General features: G+C 72.9%; 18 protein-coding genes. 4 read left to right on the forward strand and 14 right to left on the reverse strand.

From position 1 onward, the window contains the following. Window positions 1–250: 250 nt before the first annotated feature. Window positions 251–445, reverse strand: a complete 195-nt coding sequence (locus ACFQ8C_RS07620; RefSeq protein WP_383453278.1) for a DUF3046 domain-containing protein — start codon at window positions 443–445, stop codon at window positions 251–253. Window positions 446–524: 79 nt separating this feature from the next. On the opposite strand from ACFQ8C_RS07620, the gene ACFQ8C_RS07625 reads away from it, so the two are divergent. Continuing rightward, window positions 525–1475 (forward strand): hypothetical protein, encoded by a 951-nt coding sequence (locus ACFQ8C_RS07625; RefSeq protein WP_383453280.1) that lies wholly within the window; start codon window positions 525–527, stop codon window positions 1473–1475. A 187-nt stretch (window positions 1476–1662) separates the two neighbouring features. Here the strand turns inward: ACFQ8C_RS07625 and ACFQ8C_RS07630 are convergent, their stop codons facing one another. From ACFQ8C_RS07630 to ACFQ8C_RS07640, 3 genes are read right to left on the reverse strand one after another with little or no spacing between them, the layout of a single operon-like run. Further along, entirely contained in the window at window positions 1663–1980 is a 318-nt protein-coding gene (locus ACFQ8C_RS07630) for an AzlD domain-containing protein (RefSeq protein WP_383453282.1), read from the reverse strand. Then, on the reverse strand, window positions 1977–2756 hold the full coding sequence (locus ACFQ8C_RS07635; RefSeq protein WP_383453284.1) for an AzlC family ABC transporter permease: 780 nt from the start codon (window positions 2754–2756) through the stop codon (window positions 1977–1979). The genes ACFQ8C_RS07630 and ACFQ8C_RS07635 overlap by 4 nt, the downstream gene beginning before the upstream one ends. Window positions 2757–2766: 10 nt before the next feature. Then, window positions 2767–3642 carry an AraC family ligand binding domain-containing protein gene (locus tag ACFQ8C_RS07640; RefSeq protein WP_383453286.1) on the reverse strand — a complete coding sequence of 292 codons (876 nt, stop codon included), beginning with the start codon at window positions 3640–3642 and terminating at the stop codon, window positions 2767–2769. 112 nt (window positions 3643–3754) lie between these two features. Here ACFQ8C_RS07640 and ACFQ8C_RS07645 point away from each other — a divergent pair, with 112 nt between their 5' ends. From ACFQ8C_RS07645 to ACFQ8C_RS07655, 3 genes are read left to right on the forward strand one after another with little or no spacing between them, the layout of a single operon-like run. Further along, the gene (locus ACFQ8C_RS07645; protein WP_383453288.1) at window positions 3755–8401 is read left to right on the forward strand and encodes a DEAD/DEAH box helicase; all 4647 of its coding nucleotides are present in this window, start codon (window positions 3755–3757) and stop codon (window positions 8399–8401) included. Between the two features lie 28 nt (window positions 8402–8429). Further along, window positions 8430–9248 (forward strand): Fpg/Nei family DNA glycosylase, encoded by an 819-nt coding sequence (locus tag ACFQ8C_RS07650; RefSeq protein WP_383453290.1) that lies wholly within the window; start codon window positions 8430–8432, stop codon window positions 9246–9248. 32 nt (window positions 9249–9280) lie between these two features. After that, complete coding sequence (locus tag ACFQ8C_RS07655) at window positions 9281–10045, forward strand: SDR family NAD(P)-dependent oxidoreductase (protein ID WP_383453291.1); 765 nt, start codon at window positions 9281–9283, stop codon at window positions 10043–10045. Here ACFQ8C_RS07655 and ACFQ8C_RS07660 read toward each other — a convergent pair. From ACFQ8C_RS07660 to ACFQ8C_RS07705, 10 genes are all read right to left on the reverse strand, one after another. Continuing rightward, the gene (locus ACFQ8C_RS07660) at window positions 9993–10247 is read right to left on the reverse strand and encodes a hypothetical protein (RefSeq protein WP_383453293.1); all 255 of its coding nucleotides are present in this window, start codon (window positions 10245–10247) and stop codon (window positions 9993–9995) included. The genes ACFQ8C_RS07655 and ACFQ8C_RS07660 overlap by 53 nt on opposite strands. Before the next feature lie 246 nt (window positions 10248–10493). After that, a complete protein-coding gene (locus ACFQ8C_RS07665) occupies window positions 10494–10964 on the reverse strand; it encodes a Dps family protein (RefSeq protein ID WP_383453295.1) in 471 nt (156 codons plus the stop codon). 161 nt (window positions 10965–11125) lie between these two features. Further along, complete coding sequence (locus ACFQ8C_RS07670) at window positions 11126–11509, reverse strand: helix-turn-helix domain-containing protein (protein WP_200428463.1); 384 nt, start codon at window positions 11507–11509, stop codon at window positions 11126–11128. Window positions 11510–11618: 109 nt separating this feature from the next. Then, the gene (locus tag ACFQ8C_RS07675; RefSeq protein WP_383453297.1) at window positions 11619–12143 is read right to left on the reverse strand and encodes a CinA family protein; all 525 of its coding nucleotides are present in this window, start codon (window positions 12141–12143) and stop codon (window positions 11619–11621) included. Further along, window positions 12140–12823, reverse strand: coding sequence for a CDP-diacylglycerol--glycerol-3-phosphate 3-phosphatidyltransferase (gene pgsA, locus ACFQ8C_RS07680; RefSeq protein WP_383453299.1), 684 nt, complete (start codon window positions 12821–12823; stop codon window positions 12140–12142). Before pgsA ends, ACFQ8C_RS07675 begins: the two co-directional genes overlap by 4 nt. Further along, complete coding sequence (rimO, locus tag ACFQ8C_RS07685) at window positions 12820–14307, reverse strand: 30S ribosomal protein S12 methylthiotransferase RimO (protein ID WP_383453301.1); 1488 nt, start codon at window positions 14305–14307, stop codon at window positions 12820–12822. Before rimO ends, pgsA begins: the two co-directional genes overlap by 4 nt. Before the next feature lie 95 nt (window positions 14308–14402). Beyond that, on the reverse strand, window positions 14403–15224 hold the full coding sequence (locus ACFQ8C_RS07690) for a helix-turn-helix domain-containing protein (RefSeq protein ID WP_383453303.1): 822 nt from the start codon (window positions 15222–15224) through the stop codon (window positions 14403–14405). 283 nt (window positions 15225–15507) lie between these two features. After that, window positions 15508–18333 (reverse strand): DNA translocase FtsK, encoded by a 2826-nt coding sequence (locus ACFQ8C_RS07695; RefSeq protein WP_383453304.1) that lies wholly within the window; start codon window positions 18331–18333, stop codon window positions 15508–15510. Between the two features lie 115 nt (window positions 18334–18448). Beyond that, window positions 18449–19123 (reverse strand): two-component system response regulator, encoded by a 675-nt coding sequence (locus ACFQ8C_RS07700; protein ID WP_043228199.1) that lies wholly within the window; start codon window positions 19121–19123, stop codon window positions 18449–18451. Between the two features lie 313 nt (window positions 19124–19436). Beyond that, the coding region (locus ACFQ8C_RS07705; RefSeq protein WP_383453306.1) for a HAMP domain-containing protein at window positions 19437–24304 on the reverse strand (4868 nt) is incomplete at its 5' end.

A 24304-nucleotide genomic window follows, 5' to 3' on the forward strand; every position in this document is an offset into this window, starting at 1 on the left:
CGCCGGGCGCCGCGGGGGTGGCGGGGACCTCGGTGGGTGGCCGCCCTCCCGAGCCGGCCGCGGGGACGCCGGGCGACGCACTCGCGCCGGGCGCCGCACTCGCGTCGGGCGGCTCGCTCCGGGCGGGGGCGGGCGTCGCGGAGGGATTCCGGGCGGTCATCTCGGTGTCGTCAGTCGGGGCCACCCCGCAAGTCTCGCGCACCCGGCGGACAATCCGCCCGGGGTCGGAGCGGATCCTCCCAAGACGCCCTCAGCGCTTCTCGGCCGGGACGTCCATGGCGCCGCAGACCACCCGCCACACGTCCTTCGCGTCCCAGCCGGCGTCCAGCGCCTCGTGGACGGTCCGGCCGCCCAGTTCGGACAGGACGTGGTCACGCGCGAAGGAGTCGGCGTACCCGGCGCCGAAGTGATCGGCCATCCGTTCCCAGAAAATCGTCAACCGCATGACCCCAGTATCCCGCTCCCAAGAGTGCAGCCCGCCCGCCGGGGCTTGCCACCGCGCGGTTCCGCCCTACGGTCGGAACATGGCCGAAAAACCCCTCTCCTCCCCGCCCTCTCCCACGGCGGCCCCCGGGTCGCCGCTGGCCCGCGCCGAGCGGTTCGTCTGGCTGACGGCCCGGGTGCTCGAACAGCGCCGTTTCGCCTACCACTTCCTGCGCGGCGGCGCGGACCAGGTGGAGGCGGCCCTGACCGCGTACCTCGACGAGGACGGCGGTTACGGCCACGGGCTCGAACCGGATCTGCGGGGTCCGGTCAGTCAGCCGCTGCACACCGCGCACGCGCTGCGGGTCCTGGACTCCATCGGGCGCTGCGGCGGACTGCGGATGGAGCGGATCTGCCGCTATCTGACGGCGGTCTCCACCCACGAGGGGGCGCTCCCCGCGATCCACCCCTCCCAGCGCGGCTACCCTTCGGCGCCGTTCGTGCCGGTCGTCGACGACCCGCCCGGGGAACTGCTGTCGACGGGCCCGGTGGTCGGCACGCTCCACCGCAACCAGGTCTGGCACGCCTGGCTGTTCCGGGCCACCGAGTTCTGCTGGGCGGCGGTGGAGTCCCTGGAGAAGTCCCATCCGTACGAGGTACGGGCGGCGGTGGCCTTCCTCGACTCGGCGCCGGACCGGCCGCGGGCCGAGGCGGCGGCCGACCGGCTCGGGCGGCTGGTGCGCGAGCAGCGGCTCGCGGTCCTCGACCCTGACCGCCCGGAGGAGTTCCCGGTGGCCGACGGGTACGCGCCCGGCGAGCACCACTATCCGCACGACTACGCGCACGTGCCGGACTCGCTCGCCCGGGGCTGGTTCACCGACGCGGAGCTGTCCCGTTCCCTGGACTTCCTCGCGGCGGAGCAGGAGGAGGACGGCGGCTGGCCGATCCGGTGGCGGGCCTGGGCGCCGGGCTCGGCCCTGGAGTGGCGGCCGATCGTCACGATCGAGGCCCTGCGCACCCTGCGCGCCTACGGGCGGCCCCTGGACGGCTGATCCCGCCCCCACGCGCGCGTGGGACCGGTCGACCCGGTTCGTACGGTCCCGGCCCAGCCGCCCGGGGCCCGCGCCCCACCGGTCGACCAAGCGACCCCCAGCGACCCCCAGCGACCCCGGGCGGCCTGGGCGGCCTGGGCCGCCCGGGCGCGGCCCAGGCGGCCGAAGTCGTACGACGGTCCCCCGCTCACCCGCCCAGGGCCCGCACCCCCGCGGTCACCACCACGGCGGCGCCCACGACGACCAGGAAGGGCGCGCGCAGGACGAGCGCGAGCGCGGCGGCGGCGACACCGGCGACCCGGGCGTCCAGGGTGAGGGCCGACCCCGTGGCGAAGGTCTGCTGGGCGGTGAGCGCCGCGAGCAGGGCGACGGGGAGCAGGGCCGCGAGCCGCTGGACGAGCGGCCGCTCCAGGGTCTGTGCCGGGACGAGCAGGCCGATCAGCTTGACCAGGTAGCAGCCGGCGACGGTGAGGCCGATCGCGAGCCAGACGTGGGTGCCGTTCATCGGACGTCCTCCGTTTCCGTGTCGCTGCGCCGCCTCCGTGCCCCGCGGCCCTGGAACCAGAGGACGGCCGGGGCGGCGAGCGCCGAGACCAGGACGGGCACGCCGGCCGGGAGCACGGGCAGCAGGCCCAGGCCGAGGACGACGGCGATCCCGGCGGTGGCCCGCTCGGTCGCGGTCTTGAGCATCGGGGCGAGCAGGGCGAGGAAGACCGCCGGTCCGGCGGCGTCCAGGCCCCAGGCGGCGGTGTCGCCGAGGGCCTCCGCGCCGAGCGCGCCGAGCAGGGTGGTGAGGTTCCACAGGACGTAGAGGGTGAGCCCGGTGACGGTGAAGCCGATCCGGGCGGACCTGCGGTCCGGCTGGGCGAGGGCGACGGCGGTGGTCTCGTCGATGACCCACTGCGCGGCGAACGGCTTCGCGGACTTCGGCAGGGCGAGGAGCTGGGAGAGGCGCAGCCCGTAGAAGGCGTTGCGGGTGCCGAGGAAGAAGGCGCCGGCGGCGGCCGTGAAGGGGTTCCCGCCGGCGGCGAGGGCGCCGACGAGGGCGAACTGCGAGGCTCCCGTGAAGACGAGCAGGCTGAGCGCGCAGGCCTGGAGGAGGGTGAGCCCGGCCCCCGCCGAGGTCACCCCGAAGGCGAAGCCGGAGAGTCCGACGGCGACGCCGACGCCGAGCGCGTCCCTGACGACGGCGGAGTCGGCCTTGCCCGCCCCACCGGCCGACCTGGCGGGTGAATGGTCATGTATGTCCCCCGTGGCGGGGGGTGCTGTCTGTTCTGCCACGTCCGAGACGTTACGGAGCCTGCCACGACCCGTCTTGTACGTTCTTGCGCCCCGCGCCCCGCAGGTCCACGCCCCGGGAGCGCTGGTAGGCCCCGGGAGGGACGCCCACGCTGCGGGTGAAGTGCCGGTTGAGGTGGGGCTGGTCCGTGAAGCCGACGGCGACGGCCGCCTCGGCCGGTGGCGTCCCGGCGTCCAGCAGCCGCCGGGCCCGCCGCACCCGCGCGTCCGTGAGCCAGGTGTGCGGCGGCATGCCGTACTCGGCGCGGAAGGCCCGCAGCAGCGCGAAGGGGCTGGTGCCCAGGTCGGTGGCGAGCCGCTCCAGGGTGGGCGGCTCGGCCATCCGCTCCTCCAGGACGGCACGCGCGCGTGCGGCGGCCCCGGCCCCCGCGCCGCGGGGCGCCGACGGGCGCAGCCGGCCGCCGTGGCTGCGCAGCAGCCGCGCGGTGACCAGGCGGAGCAGACTGTCGGCGGCGAGCGCGTTGCCCTCCTCCGCGGCCCGGTGCACGCCGATGACGAGCTGGGCGGCGTACGGGTCGTCGACGACGGGCCGGGTGAAGCCGACCGGGGCGCGGACGTCGAGGACGTCGGCGGCGATGGCGCGGATGAGCTCCGCGTCGGGGTAGATCGTGCGGTAGGTCCAGCCCTCGGGCACGCCCGCGTACCCGGTGTGCGGGGTGTCGGGGTTCACCAGGGCGATCTGTCCCGGCCCGGCGTGGACCAGTTCGTTCCCGGAGTGGAACGACTCGACGCCCTCGGTGATCGCGGCGTAGACGAAGGTCTCGTGGGTGTGGCGGGAGAAGGTCTTCTGGATGTAGTGGGCGTGCAGCAGATCGACCCCCGGCAGCTCGGCGTACTGCCAGTACCGTGCCCGCTCGCCCCTCGCCATGCCTCCATTCTGCGCCCGCGCCCTTCCCGGCGACGACCGGGCCGACCCGGTCACGGGCACGGTTTTCCCCAGGTCCCGGCGGTTGTCGGTGGCCGGGTGCACGATGGGGGGCATGGTCACGTCCGCGCTCGAAGACTTCTCCCCGGCCACCCGCGGGTGGTTCACCGGGGCGTTCGCCGCGCCCACCGCCGCCCAGGAGGGTGCCTGGCGGGCCATCGGGGCGGGCTCGGACGTGCTCGTCGTGGCGCCGACCGGCTCGGGCAAGACGCTCGCGGCCTTCCTCGCCTCCCTGGACCGGCTGGCGTCCGCGCCCGTCCCCGCCGAGCCGAAGAAGCGCTGCCGGGTGCTGTACGTCTCCCCGCTGAAGGCGCTCGCCGTCGACGTGGAGCGCAATCTCCGCTCGCCCCTGACCGGCATCCGCCAGGAGGCCGTCCGGCTCGGGCGGCCCGAGCCGGACGTGCGGGTCGGCATCCGGTCCGGCGACACCCCGCCCGCCGAGCGCCGCGCGCTCGCCACCAGGCCGCCGGACATCCTGATCACCACCCCCGAGTCGCTCTTCCTGATGCTGACCTCGGCCGCCCGGGAGGCGTTGTCCGGGGTGGAGACCGTCATCCTGGACGAGGTCCACGCCGTCGCCGGGACCAAGCGCGGCGCGCATCTGGCCCTCACCCTGGAGCGGCTCGACGAGCTGCTGCCCCGGCCCGCGCGCCGGATCGGCCTGTCGGCCACGGTCCGCCCGGTCGACGAGGTCGCCCGCTTCCTCTCCCCCGGCCGCCAGGTGGAGATCGTGCAACCGCCGTCGGGCAAGGAGTTCGACCTCTCCGTCGTGGTTCCCGTGGAGGACATGGGCGAGCTGGGCGGCTCCCCCGCCTCGGAGGGCGAGGACGGCGGGGACAAGCCGTCGATCTGGCCGCACGTGGAGGAGCGGATCGCCGACCTCGTCCAGGCCCACCGCTCCACGATCGTCTTCGCCAACTCCCGGCGCCTCGCCGAGCGGCTCTGCAACCGGCTGAACGAGATCGCCTACGAGCGGGCCACCGGCGAGCCCGCCCCCGAAGGCACCCCGCCCGCCGAGATCATGGCCCAGTCGGGCGCGGCGAAGGGCGCGCCGCCGCTGCTCGCCCGCGCCCACCACGGCTCGGTCTCCAAGGAGCAGCGCGCCCAGGTCGAGGAGGACCTGAAGGCGGGCCGGCTGCCCGCGGTGGTCGCCACCTCCAGCCTGGAGCTCGGCATCGACATGGGCGCGGTCGACCTGGTCGTCCAGGTCGAGTCGCCGCCCTCGGTGGCCTCCGGCCTCCAGCGCGTGGGCCGCGCCGGCCACCAGGTCGGGGCGGTCTCCACGGGCGTGGTGTTCCCCAAGTACCGGGGCGACCTGGTGCAGGCGGCCGTGGTCACGGAGCGGATGCGCTCGGGCTCCATCGAGTCCCTGCGGATCCCCGCCAACCCGCTGGACGTGCTCGCCCAGCAGCTGGTCGCGATGGTCGCCCTCGACAGCTGGCAGGTGGACGACCTGCTGACGGTGGTGCGCCGGGCCGCCCCCTTCGCCTCCCTCCCGGAATCGGCCTTCACGGGCGTGCTCGACATGCTCGCCGGCCGCTATCCCTCGGACGCCTTCGCCGAGCTGCGCCCGCGCGTGGTCTGGGACCGGGTGGCGGGCACGGTCACCGGCCGTCCGGGGGCGCAGCGCCTCGCGGTCACCTCCGGCGGCACCATCCCCGACCGGGGCCTGTTCGGGGTGTTCCTCGCCGGGTCGGACCCGAAGAAGGGCGGCGGCCGGGTCGGCGAGCTCGACGAGGAGATGGTGTACGAGTCGCGGGTCGGCGACGTCTTCACGCTGGGCACCACCTCCTGGCGGATCGAGGACATCACCCGTGACCGGGTCCTGGTGTCACCGGCGCCGGGCGTGCCGGGCCGGCTGCCGTTCTGGAAGGGCGACCAGCTGGGCCGCCCGCTCGAACTGGGCCGCGCGGTCGGCGCGTTCCTGCGCAAGCTGGGCGCGCTCGGCGAGGAGGAAGCCCGGCTGCGGCTGATCGCGGCGGGCCTGGACTCCTGGGCGGCGGAGAACGTCCTGGCGTACCTGGGGGAGCAGCGGGAGGCGTGCGGCCATGTGCCGGACGACCGCACGATCCTGGTGGAGCGCTTCCGCGACGAGCTGGGCGACTGGCGGGTCGTCGTCCACTCCCCCTTCGGGGCGCAGGTGCACGCACCGTGGGCGCTGGCGCTGGGCGCCCGGCTCGCCGAGCGGTACGGCATGGACGCGCAGGTGATGCACGCGGACGACGGCATCGTCCTGCGCCTGCCCGACGCCGATCTGATGGGCCTCGACATGGGGCTCGACCTGCTGGACCACGAGCCGGTCGACCCGGGCCGTCACCAGGACACGGTGTACGACGCGGACCAGGCGCCGGTGGGCGCGGCGGACACGGTCTTCGACAAGGGCGAGGTCGCGCGGATCGTCACCGACCAGGTGGGCGGCTCCGCGCTGTTCGCCTCCCGCTTCCGCGAGTGCGCCGCCCGCGCCCTGCTGCTGCCGAAGCGGAACCCGGGGAAGCGCACCCCGCTCTGGCAGCAGCGCCAGCGGGCCTCCCAACTGCTCCAGGTGGCGAGCGAGTTCGGCTCCTTCCCGATCGTCCTCGAAGCCGTCCGCGAATGCCTCCAGGACGTCTTCGACGTCCCCGGCCTGACGGAGCTGATGGGCGACATCGAGGCCCGCCGGGTCCGCCTCGTCGAGGTCACCACCCCCGAGCCGTCCCCCTTCGCCCGCTCCCTGCTCTTCGGTTACGTGGCGCAGTTCCTGTACGAGGGCGACTCCCCGCTCGCCGAGCGCCGGGCGGCCGCGCTCTCCCTGGACTCCCGGCTCCTCGCGGAGCTGCTGGGCCAGGCGGAGCTGCGCGAGCTGCTCGACCCCGAGGTGCTGGCCGAGCTGGAGCGGGAGCTCCAGTGGCTCACCGAGGACCGGCGGATCAAGGACTCCGAGGGCGTGGCGGACCTGCTCCGCGTCCTCGGCCCGCTGACCGACGCCGAGCTGGCCGCGCGCGGTGGAGAGGAGGGCTGGGTGCGGGAGCTGGCCCGCTCCCGGCGCGCGATCGCGGTGAGGATCGCGGGCACCGAGCACTGGGCGGCGATCGAGGACGCGGGCCGGCTGCGGGACGCCCTCGGCACGGCGCTTCCGCTCGGCGTCCCCGAGGCGTTCACCGAGCCGGTGAAGGACCCGCTCGGCGACCTCCTCGCCCGGTACGCCCGCACCCACGGCCCCTTCACCTCCTCGCAGGCCGCCGCCCGCTTCGGTCTCGGCGCCGCCGTCACGGACGGCGCCCTCCAGCGCCTCGCCTCGGCGGGCCGGGTCGTCCAGGGCGAGTTCCATCCCTCGGGCATCGGCCAGGAGTGGTGCGACGCCGCCGTCCTGCGCCGGCTGCGCCGCCGCTCCCTGGCGGCCCTGCGCCAGGAGCTGGAGCCGGTGCCCCCGGCCGCCCTCGCGACCTTCCTGCCGCAGTGGCAGCACCTCGGCGGCGGCGGTCTGCGCGGGATCGACGGCCTGGCCCGGGCGATCGAGCAGCTCCAGGGCGCGCCCGTGCCGGCGTCGGCCCTGGAGAAGCTGGTCCTGCCCTCCCGGGTCCGGGACTACTCCCCGGCGATGCTCGACGAGCTGACCACCACCGGCGAGGTGCTCTGGGCCGGTGCGGGCTCGCTGCCCGGCAAGGACGGCTGGGTCTCGCTCTACCTCGCGGACGCGGCTCCGCTGCTGCTGCCCCCGCCGCGTCCGCTGGAGCTCACCGCGCTCCACGAGTCGGTCCTGACGGCCCTGTCCGGCGGGTACGGCCTGTTCTTCCGCCAGATCGCCGACCAGGTCCGGATCACGACCCACCCGGACGCCACCGACCCCCAGCTCGCCGACGCCCTGTGGGACCTGGCCTGGTCGGGCCGGCTCACCAACGACACCGCGGCGCCGCTGCGCTCCCTCCTGGGCTCGGGCCGCACCGCGGGATCGACCGCCCACCGGGCCCGCCGCACGGTGCCGCGCGGGCGGTTCGGGACCTTGGGCGCCGCCCGTCCGGCCTCCCGGTCGGGCCCGCCGACGGTCTCGGGCCGCTGGGCGCTGCTGCCTCCCGCAGAGCCCGAGCCGACCCACCGGGCGCACGCGCTGGCCCGCACCCTCCTGGACCGGCACGGCGTGGTGACCCGCGGGGCCGTCGCCGCCGAGGGCGTCGAGGGCGGCTTCTCCGCGGTGTACCGGATCCTGGCCGCCTTCGAGGACAGCGGGCAGGCCCGGCGCGGCTACGTGGTGGAGGGTCTCGGCGCGGCCCAGTTCGCGATGGACGGGGCCGTGGACCGGCTGCGGGCGGCGGCGACCGCCCGGGACCGGGGCGCCGAGGCCGCCGCGGGCCCGCGGGCGGTGGTGCTGGCCGCGGCCGATCCGGCGAACGCGTACGGGGCCGCCCTGTCGTGGCCGGAGCCGCCGACCGGCGCCGGCCACAAGCCCGGCCGCAAGGCGGGGGCCCTGGTGGTCCTGGTCGACGGCGAGCTGACCCTGTACGTGGAGCGCGGCGGCAAGACCGTGCTCTCCTGGCCGACGGAGCCGGACGCCCCCGCCCTCGCGGCGGCGGCCGGGGCCCTGGCCGAGGCGGCCCGGGCGGGCGCCCTGGGCACGGTCACGGTCGAGCGGATCAACGGCGCGACGGCCCTGACCTCCCCCCTGGCCCGCCCCCTGGAGACGGCCGGCTTCCTGGCCACCCCCCGGGGCCTGCGCCTCAGACCCTGACGGCCGAGACCCGAGGAGGACCGACCCCTTGCCCGAGGGAGACACCGTCTGGCAGGTCGCCCGCCGGCTGCACTCCGCGCTCGCCGGGCGGGTGCTGACCCGCGCCGACCTGCGGGTGCCCCGCTTCGCGACCGCCGATCTCACCGGCCGCGCGGTCCTGGACGTCACCCCGCGCGGCAAGCACCTCCTGACCCGGATCGACGGCGGGCTCACCCTCCACTCGCACCTGCGGATGGACGGGGCGTGGAGGGTGTACGCGACCGGTGCGCGCCCGCGCGGCGGTCCCGAGCACCAGATCCGCGCCGTCCTGGGGAACGAGGAGCACACCGCGTACGGCTACCGCCTCCCGGTCCTGGAGCTGATCCGCACCGCGGAGGAGGCCCGGGCCGTCGGCCATCTGGGCCCCGATCTGCTCGGCCCGGACTGGGACCCGGAGGAGGCGGTGCGCCGGCTCCTCGCCGACCCGTCCCGCACCCTCGGTGAGGCCCTGCTCGACCAGCGCAATCTCGCCGGCATCGGGAACGTCTACAAGTCGGAGCTGGCCTTCCTGGCGGCGGTCACCCCGTGGCTCCCGGTCGGCGAGCTGGACCCGGGCGTCCCGCCCCGCCTGGTGGCGACGGCCCACCGCCTCCTGGAGGCGAACAAGGACCACCCGGAGCGGCGCACCACGACCACCCGCCGTCCCGGCACCCCGCTCCACGTCTACGGCCGCGGGGGGCACCCCTGCCTCCGCTGCGGCACCGCCGTCCACAAGGCGGAGCTGGGCGACCGCGTGACCTACTGGTGCCCGGGCTGCCAGCACGGCCCCGAGGGAATTCCCGGGGACCCGCACCCACCACACAATTGACGACCTGTCAGATCCGGTCGTACGGTCCCGCCATGAACCTCTCGGCGTACGACCTCACCGGCCGCACCGCGTTCGTGACGGGCGCCGCGAGCGGCATCGGGCGCGCGAGCGCCGTCCTCCTCGCCCGGGCGGGCGCGTCCCTGCACCTCGCGGACCGCGACGAGCCGGGCCTGAAGGAGACGGCCGCCCTGATCGCCCGCGAAGGCGGCACGGCCCGAATCCACCCCCTCGACGTGACCGACCGGTCCTCGCTCGCCGCCGCCGTCGACGCGGCGGGCCCCCTGCACGTGATGGCGGCGGTCGCCGGGATCATGCACACCAGCACGGTCCTGGAGACCCGCGAGGAAGACCTCGACCGCGTCCTCGCCGTCAACTTCAAGGGCGTGCTCCACGCCTGCCAGGAGGCGGCCCGCTCGATGATCGCGTCCGGCACCCGGGGGTCGATCGTCACCATGGCCTCGGGCGCGATGGACACCGCCAGCCCCGGCCTGCTCTGCTACAGCGTCGCCAAGGCGGCCGTCGTCCAGCTCACCAAGACGCTCGCGGTCGAGGCGGGCCCGCACGGCATCAGGGTCAACGCGGTCGCTCCCGGCTGGATCCGCACGCCCATGACGGACCGTCATGAACCCGCGGCCCAGGAGCAGGCCGAGGCCGCGATGGTCCGTCACTCACCTCTGCGGCGGGTGGGCGAGCCCGAGGACATCGCCCACGCGGTCCTCCATCTCGCCTGCGACGCCTCCTCGTTCACGACGGGCCAGATCCTGCGCCCGAACGGCGGTGTCGCCATGCCCTGGTGAGCCGTACCGGCCGCGAGGAGGCGGCCACGTGCACCGGCAGCAGGCTCAGCCCCCAGCCGCCCGCGGCCACCGCCCCCTCAACCGGTCCGGAATCCCCCGGCACCAGCAGCAGGCGCAGCACCGCCCACCACCAGAGCCCCCCGACCACCAGTCCGACCGCGATCAGCGTGAGCGTCACCAGCGGAACCCGTCGCCGTACCATGGCCGCCTCCTGCGCTCGACGCTAGACCGGCAGGATCACCCTGCGGGAGGGCGCACCGGTGTCAGCTCCGGCGCGCACCCCGCGCGCGATCCGGCGGACGCCTCCACGCGCGGGACACCGTGCGCCCCGGACACCACCCAGGGGGCCGCCCCGGGAACCACTCCGACGCACCTCGCCCCCGCGCACACCGCACGTCACGGCGTCCGCGGCCCCGCTCCCCGTCGCGCGTATCGCCATGCCGGCCGCCTAGGCACTCTCTGCCTGGAACATCCACGAGTGCTTTTCGAGATCGGCCGTGAGGGAGATGAGGATGTCCTGGCTGACGGGGTCGGGGTCACCGGTGGCCTCCACCCGCTCCCGCATCCGGGTGATGACGGCACCGAGCGAGGTCACCAGGATCCGCACGGCCTCCGCGTCCTTGATCCAGCCCTCCGGCACCGTACCGATCGCACTGCCGGAGGCCACCGTCGCGGCCCGCCCGTCGGGGTTGACCCCGACCGCCGAGGCCCGCTCGGCCACCGTGTCGGAGTGCAGCCGGGCGGTGTCCACCACCTCGTCCAGCTGGAGGTGGACGGAGCGGAAGCGCGGTCCGACGACGTTCCAGTGCACCTGCTTGGCGACCAGCGCCAGGTCGACGAGGTCGACCAGGGCGCCCTGGAGGGCGTTGCCGACCGTCTTGAGGTCGGTCCCGGACAGCGGGCTCTTCACGACAGACATGCCGAATCTCCAACCAGTCGTACGTATCCCCCACCATGGCACGCCTGTCCGGAGTCCGGCATCTCAAACAAAACACCCCCAAGCGACAGAGCGTCACGACGAAGCCCCGACCGGCACCCCTGGGGAGGGGCACCGACCGGGGCTTCGACCCGTTCGGGGGTTCAGGCGGCGACGACGTCCACGGCCTCGGCGGGCGCCTTGATGGTCACCCGCTCGGTGGGCACACCGGCCACCGACGTCACCGACACCGAATTGAGCATCGGACGGACCGGCGACGGCACCGGTTCGCTGGAAGCCGCCGACTCGGCCAGTTCGGCCAGTGACAGCTCGTCGCTCACTTCGCGCATGAGCTCGGACATCCGTACGTCCAGCGCGTCGCAGATCGCGGAGAGCAGCTCGGAGGATGCCTCCTTCTGCCCCCGCTCCACCTCGGAGAGATAGCCGAGCGAGACTCGGGCGGACGAGGAGACTTCGCGCAGAGTACGGCCCTGGCGCTGGCGCTGCCGACGCAGCACGTCACCCAACAGGCGACGGAGCAGAATCATCGGTGGCTCCCTCCTCGGACCGCGTAGCCGCATCCTTCACGCCCCACCGTACCGCCTCGCGCCGCGGCCGTGCGGGGAGCGATGTCGTGTTCACTCAGGGCTGCAAACATCAATTCCCCCCGTTCTGTTCCGTATCCTGTGTCCGCGCATTTCCCGAGAGTTCCGCGTGGAGCAGTTCCAGGACGCTCCGCACACTCTCTCTACGGATTTCCGCGCGATCGCCGTTCAATCTCAACGACACCACTTTCCCGGCCGCCGCGCCTGTCGTGGCGGGTCCGGCGACCGCCACGTAGACGGTCCCCACGGGCTGTCCGTCCTGCGGATCCGGCCCCGCGACCCCGGTCGTCGCCATCCCCCAGTCGGCGCCCAGTCGCTCCCGCGCACCCCGTGCCATCTGCACCGCGACCTCGGGATCCACCGCCCCGCGCTCCCGCAGCAGGCCGGCGTCCACCCCCAGCAGCTCGTGCTTGAGGGGGGTCGCGTAGGCGGTGACGGAGCCGCGGAAGGCACGGGACGCCCCGGGCACCCCGGTCAGCTCCGCGGCCACGAGACCGCCGGTGAGCGACTCGGCGGCGGCCAGCGTCTGGCCGCGCTCCGCGAGCAGACCGAGGACGCCGGCGGCCACCGCGCTCATCGCGCCGAAGCCTCCGTCGCCCCCGCACCGTCGGCGTCCCGCTCGGCCGCGATCCCCTTGCGCCTCAGCACGACCGCCTGTCGCACATAATCCAGACCGGTGACGACGGTCAGCACGACCGCCACCGCCATCACCCAGAAGCGCAACGTCGCCAGCGGGCCGGTGAGCATGAGCACGTACATGCCGACCGCCGTGCCCTGGGCGAGGGTCTTCATCTTGCCGCCCCGGCTGGCCGGGATCACCCCGTGCCGGATCACCCAGAAGCGCATCAGCGTGATCCCCAGCTCGCGCGCCAGGATCACCGCCGTCACCCACCACGGCAGGTCGCCCAGACCCGACAGGCAGATCAGTCCGGCGGCCATGATCGCCTTGTCGGCGATCGGGTCGGCGATCTTCCCGAAGTCGGTGACCAGGTTGTACGTACGGGCCAGATGTCCGTCGAAGACGTCCGTGATCATGGCGACGGCGAACGCCGCCCACGCCCAGGCCCGCCAGACCGGGTCGTGTCCGCCGTCCTGGAGGAGCAGCACCACGAAGCCCGGCACGAGGACGAGCCGGATCATGGTGAGGATGTTGGCGATGTTCCAGACGCTGACGGGGTTCACGGCCGCCGAGCCCAGCTTGCCGCGGGGCGCCGGCCTTTCGGTCCCGCCCGTCGCGGATGCCGGGACTCCGGTCATCTGCCCACCTCCTCGACACACTCCGCCACGAGGTCGACGCCCTCGCTGTCCACGACCTTCGCCCTGACCATACGGCCCGGAGCCAGGTCGAGGTCCGCGCCACCACCGTCGGTGAGAATCACCTGCCCGTCCGTCTCGGGGGCCTGGTGGGCGGCGCGGCCGATCCAGCCGTCCTCCTCGTCCTCGGTCTCCACCAGTACCTCCAGCATCTCTCCGATCCGCTCCTCCGCGCGCTGCGCGGTGAGCTCCTCGGCGAGGCGGGAGAGGTGGGCGAGGCGCGCGTCGACGACCTCCTGGTCGAGCTTGTGCTCGTACGTGGCGGCCTCGGTGCCGTCCTCGTCGGAGTAGCCGAAGACGCCGATGGCGTCGAGCCGGGCGTGGGTGATGAAGCGTTCCAGCTCGGCGAAGTCGGCCTCGGTCTCGCCGGGGAAGCCCACGATGAAGTTGGACCGGGCACCGGCCGTCGGGGCCTTGTCACGGATGGTCGCGAGCAGCTCGAGGAAGCGGTCGGTGTCGCCGAAGCGGCGCATGGCGCGCAGCACGTCGGGGGCGCTGTGCTGGAACGACAGGTCGAAGTAGGGCACGACCTTGTCGGTGGAGGTCAGCACGTCGATCAGGCCGGGGCGCATCTCGGCCGGCTGGAGGTAGCTGACCCGGACGCGCTCGATGCCGTCGACGGCGGCGAGCTCGGGCAGCAGGCCCTCCAGGAGGCGGATGTCGCCGAGGTCCTTGCCGTACGAGGTGTTGTTCTCGGAGACCAGCATGATCTCCTTGACGCCCTGCTCGGCGAGCCAGCGCGTCTCGTTCAGCACGTCCGAGGGGCGGCGGGAGACGAAGCTGCCGCGGAAGGACGGGATGGCGCAGAAGGAGCAGCGGCGGTCGCAGCCGGAGGCCAACTTGACGGAGGCGACGGGGCTGCGGTCGAGGCGGCGGCGGAGCGGGGCGCGCGGGCCGGAGGCGGGCGCGAGGCCGTCGGGCAGGTCGCCCGGGACGTTCTGCGGCTCCTCGGCGGCTCCGTGACCGGGCAGGGCGACCTCGGCGGCGGCCTGCTGGCGGTCGACCGGGGAGAGCGGGAGGAGCTTGCGCCGGTCGCGCGGGGTGTGGGCCTCGACGCTGCCACCGTTGAGGATGGTCTGGAGGCGGTTGGAGATGTCGGCGTAGTCGTCGAAGCCGAGCACGCCGTCGGCTTCGGGGAGGGCCTCGGCCAGCTCCTTGCCGTAGCGCTCGGCCATGCAGCCGACGGCGACGACGGCCTGGGTGCGGCCGTGGTCCTTCAGATCATTGGCTTCGAGGAGGGCGTCGACGGAGTCCTTCTTGGCGGCTTCGACGAAGCCACAGGTGTTGACTACGGCGACGTCCGCTTCCTCGGCGTTCTCGACGAGCTCCCAGCCGTCCGCTGCCAAGCGGCCTGCGAGCTCCTCCGAGTCCACCTCGTTACGGGCGCAGCCGAGAGTGACAAGGGCGACGGTACGGCGTTCGGGCATGGGCTCAAGACTACTTCGTCCCGGACGTGACCCCGTCGCTCAGGGTTCACCTGCGCGACGGAGGTCACACCGGACGCTCCCGTCCCCGTGGTCGGTCAGCCGGCCTCGGGGTCGCCCTTGGTGTAGCTGAGGCGCTCCACCTGGCCGTCCTCGAACTTCTCGGAGACCTTCTTGCCGTTCACGTAGAGCTCGATCGCGCCCGCGTTGCCGAGGACGAGGTCGACCTGTTCGCCGTCCTGGAAGGTCTTGGTGTCGCCTTCCTGGAGGAAGCCGTCGAAGAGCATCTTGCCGTCGGAGGCCTTGGCCGAGATCCAGCTCTTGCCGTCGGCGGTGAGCCTGACGGTGACCTTGTCGGCCGGGACGGCCGCGATGGCGCTTCCGGTCGGCTTGGGGGCGGGCTTGACCGGCTTCGGCTTGGCGGCGGAGGACGCCTTCTCCGGGGCGGGCGCGGGGCCGCCCTCGGCGGCCGTGGTCCCCTTCGGCTGCTCGGCTCCGTTGAACATCGTGAAGCCGACGAAGCCGACGACGGCGACGATCGCCGCGACCATGGCCGCGGTCCAGTTGGGCCGCCTGGGCTCGGGGCGGATACGTTCCGCCTCGAAGAGCGGGGCGGCGGGGGTGGGCGAGGGACGGCCACCGTGCTCGGCGTCGTACCACTCGATCAGCGGTGCCGGATCGAGCCCGACGGCACGCGCGAGCGTGCGGATGTGACCGCGCGCGTAGACGTCGCCGCCGCAGCGCGAGAAGTCGTCCTCCTCGATGCCGTGCACGATCGGGATCCGGACACGGGTGGAGGCGCTGACCTCTTCGACGCTGAGGCCGGCGGCGATGCGGGCCTGCTGGAGGGTGCGACCGATCGGTTCCCGGTCGTCTGACGGGAACGTCCGGTCGTCTTCGGGGGAGTTGCCGATGGACACGAGAGCGCCTTTCGAGCGTGTAGCCACCTGCTGGACGTTCAGTCTATGGGTGGTACGAAAGGGTGGGGCAACCGGGCGGGTGCGGTTTGTACGCCATGAGGTTGTACATCCCGGCGGGGGGACATCTTCTGGGGGGACATCCTCTTCCCCTCCGTCCAACTTGACGTACGACGAGGGGAAACGGTTGCCCCCGGTTCCCTTACGAGTGAGTCTCGGCCCGGTCTCGAACGGATACCCCGCCCGGCGCCCCGTCCGCCTCAGACGCCCCGGCCGCCCCGCCGGGTCACTCCGCCGACTCCCCGCGGATCACCGCGAGCACGCCGTCCAGCTCGTCCGGCTTGACGAGCACGTCCCGCGCCTTGGAGCCCTCGCTGGGGCCCACGATGTTCCGCGACTCCATCAGGTCCATCAGCCGCCCGGCCTTCGCGAAGCCCACCCGCAGCTTCCGCTGGAGCATCGAGGTCGAGCCGAACTGGGTCGAGACGACCAGCTCGGCCGCCTGGCACAGCAGGTCGAGGTCGTCGCCGATCTCCTCGTCGATCTCCTTCTTCTGCTTGGTCCCGACGGTGACGTCGTCCCGGAAGACCGGCGTCATCTGGTCCTTGCAGTGCTGCACGACGGCCGCGACCTCGGCCTCGGTGACGAAGGCGCCCTGCATGCGCGTCGGCTTGTTGGCGCCCATCGGCAGGAAGAGGCCGTCGCCCTTGCCGATGAGCTTCTCGGCGCCCGGCTGGTCGAGGATGACCCGGCTGTCGGCGAGCGAGGAGGTGGCGAAGGCGAGCCGGGACGGCACGTTCGCCTTGATCAGGCCGGTGACGACGTCGACCGAGGGCCGCTGGGTGGCGAGCACCAGGTGGATGCCGGCGGCGCGGGCCAGCTGGGTGATGCGGACGATGGCGTCCTCGACGTCCCGGGGCGCCACCATCATCAGGTCGGCGAGCTCGTCGACGATCACCAGCAGGTACGGGTACGTCTTGAGCTCGCGCTCGCTGCCGGGCGGCAGCTGCACCTTGCCGTCGCGGATCGCCTGGTTGAAGTCGTCGATGTGGCGGAAGCCGAAGGCGGCCAGGTCGTCGTAGCGCAGGTCCATCTCGCGCACCACCCACTGGAGGGCCTCGGCGGCCCGCTTGGGGTTGGTGATGATCGGGGTGATCAGGTGCGGGATGCCCTCGTAGGCGGTGAGCTCGACCCGCTTGGGGTCGACGAGCACCATCCGGACGTCCTCCGGGGTCGCCCTGATCATCACCGAGGTGATCAGGCAGTTGATGCACGAGGACTTGCCGGAGCCGGTGGCGCCGGCGACCAGCACGTGCGGCATCTTCGCCAGGTTGGCCATCACGTAGCCGCCCTCGACGTCCTTGCCGAGCGCGACCAGCATCGGGTGCTCGTCCCCGGCCGCGTCCGCGAGCCGCAGCACGTCCCCGAGGTTCACCATCTCGCGGTCGCTGTTCGGGATCTCGATGCCGACCGCGGACTTGCCGGGGATCGGCGAGATGATCCGCACGTCCGGCGAGGCCACCGCGTAGGCGATGTTCTTCGTCAGGGCGGTGATCTTCTCGACCTTCACGGCGGGCCCGAGCTCGACCTCGTAGCGGGTGACCGTCGGACCGCGGGTGAAGCCGGTGACGGCCGCGTCCACCTTGAACTCGGTGAAGACGTTCGACAGCGCGTCGACGACGGCGTCGTTCGCCGCCGACCGGGTCTTGCCGGGACCGCCCCGCTCCAGCAGGTCGAGCGAGGGCAGCGAGTAGGTGATGTCACCGGAGAGCTGGAGCTGCTCGGCCCGCGGCGGCAGGTCCGTCGGATCCGGTGCCGGCTTGGTCAGATCGGGTACGGGACCGCCCGCCGGACGCTTCTCCCCGCCCCGCGCGGTCGGCACGTTCGGCGGCGACTTCGGCATGGGCGGTACGGGCCCGGTGGCCTCGTCCGTCCCCCCGTCGGCCCCCTCGGCCAGGGCGGCGGCCCGCTCGCCGGTCACGTCCCGGGTCAGGTCGGCGACCAGCGGCGACGGCGGCATCCCGTTCAGCACCACGCCGTCGAGCGCGGCGGCCGCCGCGGCGGCCACGTCGACCGGGTCCAGGCCGTGGTCACGGTCGCGGGCGCCCGTCCGCGGCCGGGCGGTGCGACCGCGCCGCTCCAGGGCCGCCGCCTCGGCGCGGTCCACGTCGTACGGGTCGGCGGGGCCGACCCGGCGCCTGACCGGCCGCGCGGCGCGCGGCGCCTCCCGCGGGTCGTCCCCGTACGGCTCGTACGGCTCGTGCCCGGCGTACTCCTCGACGGTCTCCTCGTACGGGGGCTCGACGAGGCCGAGCCGGACTCCGAGGGCGCGCAGCCGCTGCGGGATCGCGTTGACCGGGGTGGCGGTGACGACGAGCAGGCCGAAGAGGGTGAGCAGCACCAGGAGGGGCACGGCGAGCGCCTCCCCCGTCATGAAGACCAGCGGCTGGGAGAAGGCCCAGCCGATCAGCCCGCCCGCGTCCTGCATCGCCTCGGCTCCGGCGTCCCGGCCCGGCGCGCCACAGGCGATGTGGACCTGCCCGAGGACGCCGATGACCAGGGCGGAGAGGCCGATGACGATCCGGCCGTTGGCCTCGGGCCGCTCCGGGTAGCAGAAGAGCCGGAAGGAGATGGCGCCGAGCAGCAGCGGGACGAGCAGGTCGAGCCGGCCGAAGGCGCCGGTGACCAGCATCTCGACGAGGTCGCCGACCGGGTTCTCCAGATGGGACCAGGTGCCGGCGGCGACGATCAGCGCGGCGCCGAGCAGCAGCAGGGCGAGCCCGTCCTTGCGGTGGGCGGGGTCGAGGCCCTTCGCGCCACGCCCTATCCCCCGGAACATGGCGCCGACGCCGTGCGCGGCACCCCGCGCCACCTTGTACACGCCCCCGGTCGGGGACGGCGCGGGCCGGGGTGCCGGCCGCTTCGCCGCCGCCTTCTTCGCGGGCGCGCGCTTGGCCGGCGCGGCCTTCTTGGCCGCCGTCTTCTTCGCGGGCGGCTTCCCCGGGGACTTCGCCGTGGACGCGGCGGCCGTCTTCTTCGCGGCGCCCGTGGTCCGTCCGGCGCGCGATGATGCGGTGCCCTGTGAGCCCTTGCCGGACGTCCGTGAAGCCATGGTGTCGAGGTTACCGGTGAGCGGCCGGGCTGTCCGCCTCACCCGAACGTGTCGCCCTTGCCCCGGCACGAAGCTGACGGCCGGTCATCTCGTCGGGCCGTCGGGTGACGGTGCCTCAGCCCTGCGCGGGCAGCGAGGGCGCGCCTCCGGTGCCGGGCTCCAGCGCGTCCAGCGCCCGCCGGAGTCCGGTGAGCTTGCGCTCCAGATGGGCGGCGGTGGCGACGGCGGCCGCGTCGGCCGACTCGTCGTCGAGCTGCTTGGAGAGCGCCTCGGCCTGCTCCTCGACGGCGGCGAGCCGGGCGGACAGCTCGGCGAGCAGCCCGGCGGACTCCTTGCCCTGGCCGCCCTCGCCGCCGCCCTCCAACTGCAGCCGCAGCAGCGCCGCCTGCTCGCGCAGCTTGCAGTTCTTCATGTAGAGCTCGACGAAGACCGAGACCTTGGCGCGCAGCACCCACGGGTCGAACGGCTTCGAGATGTAGTCGACCGCGCCGGCCGCGTACCCCCGGAAGGTGTGGTGGGGGCCGTGGTTGATCGCGGTGAGGAAGATGATCGGGATGTCCCGGGTCCGCTCGCGGCGCTTGATGTGCGCGGCGGTCTCGAAGCCGTCCATGCCGGGCATCTGGACGTCGAGCAGGATGACCGCGAAGTCGTCCGTCAGCAGCGCCTTGAGCGCTTCCTCCCCGGACGATGCCCGCACCAGCGTCTGATCGAGCGCGGAGAGAATGGCCTCCAGCGCCAGCAGATTCTCCGGCCGGTCATCGACCAGGAGGATCTTGGCCTTCTGCACCATGCCCCGTCCTCCTCGTCCCGGCAACGGCTCGACCCGGCTTCCGGAACCTCTGCCGGAAGCGGGAGAAGCACCGGGCGCCGCCCCAGAGGACGGCTTCCTGGCGCCGTCCGTCCTTGTGCCGGTCATCGTAGCCGCACCCCGCCCGTCGCCACACCCTGTCACCGTGATGTCACTGTGCACAGTGCGGAAACGGGGCGCGGGTCGAGAAGGTTCCCCGATTCCGGCGCCCTCACACGCCCGCGGCGACAGTACGCCGGGACGGTACGCCGCCGGGTGCCGGGCCCGCGCGGGCCCGGCACCGGACGGCCGGACCTCACGCGCCCCGCATCCACTGCTCCATGACCGACAGCAGGTAGTCGGGGTCGACCGGCTTGGTGACGTAGTCGGAGGCACCCGACTCGATCGCCTTCTCCCGGTCGCCCTTCATCGCCTTCGCGGTGAGCGCGATGATCGGCAGCCCCGCGAACTGCGGCATCCGCCGGATCGCGGTCGTCGTCGCGTACCCGTCCATCTCCGGCATCATGATGTCCATCAGGACGATCGTCACGTCGTCGTTCTGCTCCAGGACCTCGATGCCCTCCCGCCCGTTCTCCGCGTACAGCACCGCGAGCCCGTGCTGCTCCAGCACGCTGGTGAGCGCGAAGACGTTGCGGATGTCGTCGTCGACGATGAGGACCTTCTCGCCGGCGAAGGAGAAGGTACGGCGCGGCTCCGCGCCGCGCTCCGGCTCCCCGCCCGCGATCTCCGCGAAGGAGTCCCCCGGGCCCTGCGGACCCTGCTGTCCGGGTACCGCGCCCCGGACCTCGCCCGCCCCGGCCCGCTCCGGCGTCTCCGCCACGGCACCGGACTTCCGCCGGTGCCGGAAGAGCGCCCCGGCCCCCGACCGCGCCTCGTTCCGTACGGGGGCGGGCGGGAAGTGCGGGAAGGCGTGCCCGGACCGGCCGTCCCCGGCTTCCGATCCCGGCTCGTCCGACTCGCCCTGCCCGTACCCGTGCGGCACCTCGTTCGGGTTCAGCGCCAGGTAGAGGGTGAAGGTGGAGCCGCGGCCGGGCTCGCTCACCGCGAAGATCTCGCCGCCGAGCAGCCGCGCGATCTCCCGGCTGATCGACAGGCCGAGGCCCGTACCGCCGTACTTGCGGCTGGTCGTGCCGTCGGCCTGCTTGAACGCCTCGAAGATGACCCTCATCTTGCTGGCCGCGATGCCGATGCCGGTGTCGGTGACGGAGAAGGCGATCAGGTCGGCGTCGGCTTCGCGCAGCGAGCCGGCCTCCAGGAGCTGCTCCCTGATGGACTGCGGCACGTCCGCGCCGGCCGGCCGGATCACCAGCTCGACCGCGCCGGAGTCGGTGAACTTCACCGCGTTGGACAGCAGGTTGCGCAGCACCTGGAGGAGCCGCTGCTCGTCGGTGTGGAGCGTGGCGGGCAGCTCGGGCGAGACCCGGACCGAGAAGTCCAGGCCCTTCTCCGCGGTGAGCGGCCGGAAGGTCGCCTCCACGTAGTCGACGAGCTGGACGAGGGCGATCCGGGTCGGGGAGACGTCCATCTTGCCCGCCTCGACCTTCGACAGGTCGAGGATGTCGTTGATGAGCTGGAGCAGGTCGGAGCCGGCTCCGTGGATGGTCTCGGCGAACTCGACCTGCTTCGGGGTGAGGTTGGTCTCCGCGTTGTCCGCGAGCAGCTTGGCCAGGATGAGCAGCGAGTTGAGCGGGGTGCGCAGCTCGTGCGACATGTTGGCGAGGAACTCCGACTTGTAGCGCATGGAGACGGCAAGCTGCTCGGCGCGCTCCTCCAGGACCTGCCGGGCCTCCTCGATCTCGGTGTTCTTGACCTCGATGTCGCGGTTCTGGCGGGCCAACAGCTCGGCCTTGTCCTCCAGTTCCGCGTTGGAGTTCTGCAGCTCCTTCTGCCGGTGCTCCAGCTCGGCCGACCGCTCCTTGAGCTGCTCGGTCAGCTCCTGCGACTGCTGGAGCAGCACCTCGGTCTTGGTGTTGACGCTGATGGTGTTGACGGTGGTCGCGATCAGTTCCGCGATCTGGTTGAGGAAATCCCGCTGGATCTGGGCGAAGGGCTGGAAGGACGCCAGCTCGATCACGCCGAGGACCTTGCCCTCGAAGAGGACGGGCAGCACGATCACGTGCGCGGGCGAGGCCTCGCCGAGTCCGGACGAGATCTTGAGGTAGCCCGGCGGCACGTTGACCTGGATGGTCCGCTTCTCCTCCGCCGCCGTCCCGATGAGGGTCTCGCCGGGGCGGAAGGAGGTCGGCATGGAACCGGCGGAGTAGCCGTAACTCCCGCGCATGCGCAGCTCGTACGAGCCGTCGCCCTCGCCGACGAGTTCGGCGTCGTGGTTGGCGGAGCCGGTCGGCGTCGCCACGAAGAAGGCGCCGTGCTGGGCGGAGACCACCGGCGTCAGCTCGCTCATGATGAGCGAGGCCACGTCGTCGAGGTCCCGGCGGCCCTGCATGAGGCCGGAGATGCGGGCCAGGTTGGACTTCAGCCAGTCCTGCTCGTCGTTGGCGAGGGTGGTGTCGCGCAGGTTGGCGATCATCGTGTTGATGTTCTCCTGGAGCGCCTGGATCTCGCCGGCCGCGTCCACACCGTCGATCTTGACGTTGAGGTCGCCGCGGGTCACCGCGGTGGCGACGGCCGCGATGGCGCGCACCTGCCGGGTGAGGTTCCCGGCCATCTCGTTCACGGAGAGCGTGAGGTCGCTCCAGGTGCCCTCGACGTCCCGGACCCGCGCCTGGCCGCCGAGCTGTCCGTCGGTGCCCACCTCGCGGGCCACCCGGGTGACCTCCTCGGCGAAGTTCGACAGCTGGTCGACCATCGTGTTGATGGTGTTCTTCAGCTCCTGGATCTCGCCCCGCGCCTCGATGTCGATCTTCTTGGTGAGATCGCCCTTGGCGATGGCGGTGGTGACCGCGGCGATCTGCCGCACCTGGCCGGTGAGGTTGTCGGCCATGCTGTTCACCGAGTCGGTGAGGTCCTTCCAGGTGCCCGAACCGCCCGGCACCCGCGCCTGCCCGCCGAGGATGCCCTCGGTGCCCACCTCGCGGGCCACCCGGGTCACCTCGTCGGCGAACGACGACAGCGTCGTCACCATCGTGTTGACGGTCTCGGCGAGTTCGGCGACCTCGCCGCGGGCCTCGACCGTGACCTTCTTCGTCAGATCGCCGTTGGCGACCGCCGAGGAGACCCGCGCGATGTTCCGCACCTGGCTGGTCAGGTTGTTGGCCATCAGGTTGACGTTGTCGCTGAGGTCCTTCCAGATGCCGGTGACGCCGCGCACCCGGGCCTGGCCGCCGAGGATGCCCTCGGTGCCCACCTCGCGGGCCACCCGGGTCACCTCGTCGGCGAAGTTCGACAGCTGGTCCACCATCGTGTTGACGGTGGTGACGAGCTCCAGGATCTCGCCCTTGGCGTCGACCGTGATCTTCTTCGACAGGTCGCCGCGGGCGACGGCGGTGGTGACCTCGGCGATGTTCCGGACCTGGAAGGTCAGGTTGTTCGCCATGAAGTTCACCGACTGGGTCAGGTCCTTCCAGGTGCCGGAGACCCCCTGCACCTCGGCCTGACCGCCCAGGATGCCCTCCGTGCCCACCTCGCGGGCCACCCGGGTCACCTGGTCGGCGAAGGAGGACAGCTGGTCCACCATCGTGTTGAGGGTGTTCTTCAGCTCCAGGATCTCGCCCCGGGCGTCCACGTCGATGGTCTGCGACAGGTCGCCGCGGGCGACCGCGGTGGCGACCTGCGCGATGTTGCGGACCTGGGCCGTCAGGTTGCCGGCCATGCTGTTCACCGAGTCGGTGAGGTCCCGCCACACGCCGGCGACGCCCGGCACCTGCGCCTGCCCGCCGAGACGGCCCTCGGTGCCCACCTCGCGGGCCACCCGGGTCACCTGGTCGGCGAAGGCGGAGAGCTGGTCGACCATCGTGTTGATGGTGTTCTTCAGCTCCAGGATCTCGCCGCGCGCGTCCACGTCGATCTTCTGCGACAGGTCGCCGCGCGCCACGGCCGTCGTCACCTGGGCGATCTGCCGCACCTGCGAGGTGAGGTTCCCGGCCATGAAGTTCACCGAGTCGGTCAGCTCGCGCCAGCGGCCGGAGACCCCGTCCACCCGCGCCTGACCGCCCAGACGGCCCTCGGTGCCCACGTCCCGGGCCATCCGGGTCACCTGGTCCGCGAAGGACGACAGCTGCGACACCATCGTGTTGACGGTGTTCTTCAGCTCCAGCATCTCGCCGGCCACGTCCACGGTGACCTTCTGCGACAGGTCGCCGTTGGCCACCGCCGTCGTCACCTGCGCGATGTCCCGCACCTGACCGGTGAGGTTGTGGAAGGCCGTGTTCACCGAGTCGGTGAGGTCCTTCCACGTGCCGGCCGCGCCCTGCACCTGCGCCTGCCCGCCGAGACGGCCCTCGACGCCGACCTCACGGGCGACCCGGGTCACCTCGGACGAGAACGACGACAGCTGGTCCACCATCGTGTTCACGGTGTTCTTCAGCGACAGCATCTCGCCGGCCACGTCCACGGTGACCTTCTGCGACAGGTCGCCGTTGGCCACCGCCGTCGTCACCAGGGCGATGTCCCGCACCTGCGCCGTCAGCTGGTTCGCCATCGTGTTGACCGAGTCCGTCAGGTCCTTCCAGGTGCCCGCCGCGCCCGGCACCTGCGCCTGACCGCCGAGCAGGCCCTCCGCGCCGACCTCACCGGAAACCCGGGTCACCTCGTCGGCGAAGGTCCGCAGGGTCTCCGTCATCTGGTTGATGGTGTCGGCGAGTTGGGCGATCTCGCCGCGCGCGCTCACGGTGACCTTCTGCGACAGGTCGCCGTTGGCGACCGCCGTCGTCACCTCCGCGATCCCTCTCACCTGATTGGTGAGGTTGCCCGCCATCGTGTTGACGGAGTCGGTCAGGTCCTTCCACACACCGGCGACCCCGGCCACCTCGGCCTGACCGCCGAGCTCGCCCTCCGTACCCACCTCACGGGCGACCCGGGTCACCTCGGACGAGAACGACGACAGCTGGTCCACCATGGTGTTCACGGTGTTCTTCAGCGACAGCATCTCGCCGGCCACGTTCGCCGTGACCTTCTGCGACAGGTCGCCGTTGGCCACCGCCGTCGTCACCAGGGCGATGTCCCGCACCTGCGCCGTCAGCTGGTTCGCCATCGTGTTGACCG

Source organism: Streptomyces sp. NPDC056503, assembly GCF_042794995.1.
In the GTDB taxonomy this organism is placed as follows: Bacteria; Actinomycetota; Actinomycetes; order Streptomycetales; family Streptomycetaceae; genus Streptomyces.